The organism is Actinotalea ferrariae CF5-4 (assembly GCF_000603945.1).
Lineage (GTDB): Bacteria > Actinomycetota > Actinomycetes > Actinomycetales > Cellulomonadaceae > Actinotalea > Actinotalea ferrariae.
On the sequence record NZ_AXCW01000331.1, the window covers coordinates 1 to 3,572 of the forward strand.

Consider the following 3,572-nt stretch of genomic DNA (forward strand, 5'->3'; position numbering starts at 1 on the left):
AAGCGCCCGACCGAGGCGGAGGGCGCCTCGGCGCGCTTCGCCGACGCGCGGAGGGAGGCGAGCGAGGCGACGCCGTCAGCGTCCAGCGGCGCCCCCGTGTTCGCGGCGAGGAGCAGCCCGCCGTCGCCCCGGTCGACCAGACGCAGCAGGAGCCGGCCCGGGCCGGCGCCGCGCGAGGCGGCGTCCGCGGCGTTCTGGGCGAGCTCGACGACGACCCGGTCGCGGTAGCCGCCGCGGGCGTGGTCCTCCTCCGCGTTCGCGTCCTCGCGGAACCGGGCCGGCTGAGCCGACCAGGCCGTCAGGACCGCCTGCCTCAGACGGGCGGTGCCGAACGGGTCGTCGGTCACTCCTCGCCGGGGACCGGCGCGTCGATGGGGGCGTCGTCCGCAGGCGCGTCGTCGGCAGGCTGGTCGTCAGCCGGCTCGTCGACCGGGGCGTCGTCCGCAGGGGCTTCCTCGGCCGGGGCGTCCGCGGGCACGTCGTCCGCGGGCACGTCGTCCGCGGGCACGTCGTCCGCGGGCACGTCGTCCGCGGGCACGTCGTCCGCGGGCACGTCGGCCGCGGGGACGTCCCCGTCGGCGGCGTCGGCCCCACGCTCGTCCACGACCGCGCGGGCGCGGACCTGCGACAGGTCCACGAGCTCGAGCGGGTCGAACTCGGACGGCGCGTCCGGCCAGTCGCTCGGTCCGGGCGGGACGTCCGTCTCGGAGTGCGCCCCGCAGCCGTGGTCCATGCTCACGACCTTGCCGTCGTCGGGCGACCACTCGTTGGCGCAGACGCCGAACTCGGTGCGCAGGGAGCCCGCCATGAGCAGCAGGAAGCCGCACGTCGAGCACGGGGCGCTCGCCGCGATCGCCTGCGGTGCGGTGGGCCCGTGGGAGCCGGCGTACCAGCGGTCGGCCGCCTCGGAGCGGCCAGTGCGGGACAGCACGCGCGGGCGCCCGAGCCCCAGCTCGAAGAGGGCCAGCTCGTCGGCGTCGGCGTCACCGACGGCCTCGTAGCCCTGCTCCAGCCGGTCGTCGTCGGCCAGGCGCGGGAGCACGTCCCCCGGCCCGACGTCACCGGGTCGCAGGCGCTCGGACCACGGGACCCACTCCGGTGCGAGGACGGCCCCCGCCCCGGGGAGCAGGTGCACCTCGGAGACCGTGGGGGTCCGGCCGCGGGGCACCCGGGTGACCGTGACGGTCCACTCCCAGCCCCGGTGCGCCGGGGACGTCGTCCCGAACCGGTGGGAGATGACGCGCTCGCTCTCGACGACCAGGCCGAGGTGCTCGCCGACGAGGTCGGGGGCACCGGCCTCCTCGACGGCCGCGGCCCGCGCGAGGTCGGCGGCGGAGGCGAGGACGGCGTCCTTCGTGGCGGCGGGCATCAGGCCTCGAGGTCGTCCGCGACGGCCCGGAGCAGGGCGGCGATCTTGCTCGCGCTCGCCTTCTCGGGGTAGCGACCGCGGCGCAGGCCGTTGCCGACGTTGTCCAGGACCTTGATGAGGTCCTCGATGTTGACGGCCATGTCGTCGACGGGCTTGCGGTGCGCCTTGACGACCGACGGCAGCGGGTCGAGCACCTTGACGGACAGCGCCTGGGGACCACGGCGGCCGTCGGCGACACCGAAGTCGACGCGGGTGCCGGGCTTCGGGGCGGTCACGCCCGCGGGCAGCGCGGAGGCGTGGAGGAACACCTCGTCGCCCTCGTCGCTGCCGATGAAGCCGAAGCCGCGCTCGGCGTCGAACCACTTGACCTTGCCGGTGGGCACAGGGACCCCTGTCGTGTCGTCGGACGGAACGCCCTCAGGCTACCGGCCCGCAGGTCCGGTGCGGTGCGCCGACGGTGCTCCCCGTGCAGGCGAGCGCCGACGGCGCCCTCGCGACGGCGGCGGCACCCGGGCGGGGCTCACCAGAAGACGGCGATGACCACGTTGAGCACGGTGAGGCCGCCGACGGCGCCCCAGACGCCGGTGGGCACGGAGGCCTTCTTCCGGCCGCGGGCGACCAGCACGAGGATTGCGACGAGCACGAGCAGCTTCACGCCGATCTTGATGTTGTCGACGTCCGCGTCGCCCATCTCCGCCAGCCCGACCAGCAGGAGGCCCGTGACGAGCTGCGTGAGCGCCCCGTGCCACATCGCCGGCTCGATCCGCTTCGTGCTCGCCCTCGTCTGCACCAGGAAGGCGCCGATGATCGAGGCCAGCCCGATGAAGTGCAGGACCACGAGCGTCTTGTAGGCGAAGTCCACGGGGGCTCCTCTGTCGGTAGGGCGATCTTGGCTCGATCCTACGGACGCCTCGGGCCGCGTCCGCACGGCGGCACGTCGGCACGGCGGCCTGGACGGCCCGCGGCACCCACGAGCCGGCGACGGCTCAGACGCGCACGATCGGCGGCAGGCCGGGCCGGCGCGTCTCCTCCACGAACCGCAGCGTGGCGGTCACGCGCGGGTTCGTGCTGCGGTCCTGCTCCACCCCGAGCGCGGCGTACAGGGCGTTGACGTGGTTCTGCACGGACTTCTCCGTCAGGCCCAGGTCCTCCGCGATCGCGAGGTTCGACAGGCCCTGGGCGATCCCGCACAGCACCTCGTACTGGCGGGGGGTGAGCGCGCCGACGAGGGAGCCGGCGCGGGGCTCGGCCGCACGGACGAGCTCCGGGTCCAGGACCGTCTCGCCCCGCGCGGTGGCGCGCAGCGCGCTGACGAGCGCGGGGGCCGAGGTCGACGTCGTCTTGGACAGGAAGCTCCAGCCGTGCTGCAGGTGGGCCGGGAGGCTCAGCAGGAGGTCGAGCACGTCGTGGCTCGACAGCGTGAGGATCCGCAGCGCGCCGTCCCGGCCTCGCGCCTCGACCCCGAGCGCGATGCCGTTGCCGTCCCCGAGCTCCACGTCGAGGACGGCGACGTCCACGCGGCCCGGCGCGAGCAGCCGGCGGCCGTCCGCCGCGCTCCCCGCCACGCCGACCACCCGGATGCCCGGCTGGGCGGCGAGCAGGCCCGCGAGCATCGAGCGGAAGAGGGGCTGGTCCTCGACGACGACGACACGGATGTCCGGGGTCGGGTCGGTCGTCGGCGTCATGGGGCCCCAGGGTCCCACGGGAGCCGCGTCCTCAGCCGCAGTGCCCGGTCGTAAGGTTGTGCGGATGTCCACCTTCACCGCCGCGCTGCGCGCCCGGGGCGACTCCAGCCTCGTCGCGCTGCTGCGCGCCCGCCCCGACCTGGCGGCGCCACCGCCCGCGAGCGTCCGGTCGCTGGCGGCCCGCGCGGCGAACCGGGTCAGCCTCGACCGTGCCCTGTCCACGGTGGACGCCGCGGTGCTCCAGGTGCTCGAGGCCGTCCTCGCCCTGGAGGGGACCGCCACGCCCGCGCAGGACGATCGGCAGGTGCGCGCCGAGGACGTCGTCGCGGCGGTCGGGGCGACCGGTCCCGAGGACCGCGACCGGGTCGACGCCGCCCTGGCGACCGCGCTCGACCGGGCGCTGCTGTGGGCGCAGGACGACGTGCTGCACGCGGCCCCCGGGCTGGCGGACGTCCTGGGCCCCTACCCCGCCGGCCTCGGCCCGGTCCTGCGGACCACGCTGGCGCGGCGCAGCCCGG

4 protein-coding genes and 2 pseudogenes are annotated in these 3,572 nt (G+C 76.1%); 1 reads left to right on the forward strand and 5 read right to left on the reverse strand.

All coding sequences use genetic code 11. The features are described 5' to 3' along the window. The 5 genes and pseudogenes from N866_RS17235 to N866_RS17255 form a co-directional block, all read right to left on the reverse strand. A pseudogene (locus N866_RS17235) lies at positions 1 to 347 on the reverse strand (sacsin N-terminal ATP-binding-like domain-containing protein); the annotation flags it as partial. Then, positions 344 to 1,369, reverse strand: coding sequence for a DUF3027 domain-containing protein (locus N866_RS17240; protein ID WP_052023205.1), 1,026 nt, complete (start codon positions 1,367 to 1,369; stop codon positions 344 to 346). The gene N866_RS17240 and the pseudogene N866_RS17235, both read right to left, overlap by 4 nt. Next, on the reverse strand, positions 1,369 to 1,752 hold the full coding sequence (locus N866_RS17245) for a cold-shock protein (protein WP_034228848.1): 384 nt from the start codon (positions 1,750 to 1,752) through the stop codon (positions 1,369 to 1,371). Before N866_RS17245 ends, N866_RS17240 begins: the two co-directional genes overlap by 1 nt. Positions 1,753 to 1,889: 137 nt before the next feature. Beyond that, positions 1,890 to 2,231 carry a hypothetical protein gene (locus tag N866_RS17250; RefSeq protein WP_034228850.1) on the reverse strand — a complete coding sequence of 114 codons (342 nt, stop codon included), beginning with the start codon at positions 2,229 to 2,231 and terminating at the stop codon, positions 1,890 to 1,892. Positions 2,232 to 2,355: 124 nt separating this feature from the next. Next, positions 2,356 to 3,054 carry a response regulator transcription factor gene (locus N866_RS17255; protein WP_034228853.1) on the reverse strand — a complete coding sequence of 233 codons (699 nt, stop codon included), beginning with the start codon at positions 3,052 to 3,054 and terminating at the stop codon, positions 2,356 to 2,358. A 64-nt stretch (positions 3,055 to 3,118) separates the two neighbouring features. Between N866_RS17255 and N866_RS17260 the strand changes: the two are divergent. Continuing rightward, positions 3,119 to 3,572, forward strand: a pseudogene (locus tag N866_RS17260) (helicase-associated domain-containing protein); the annotation flags it as partial.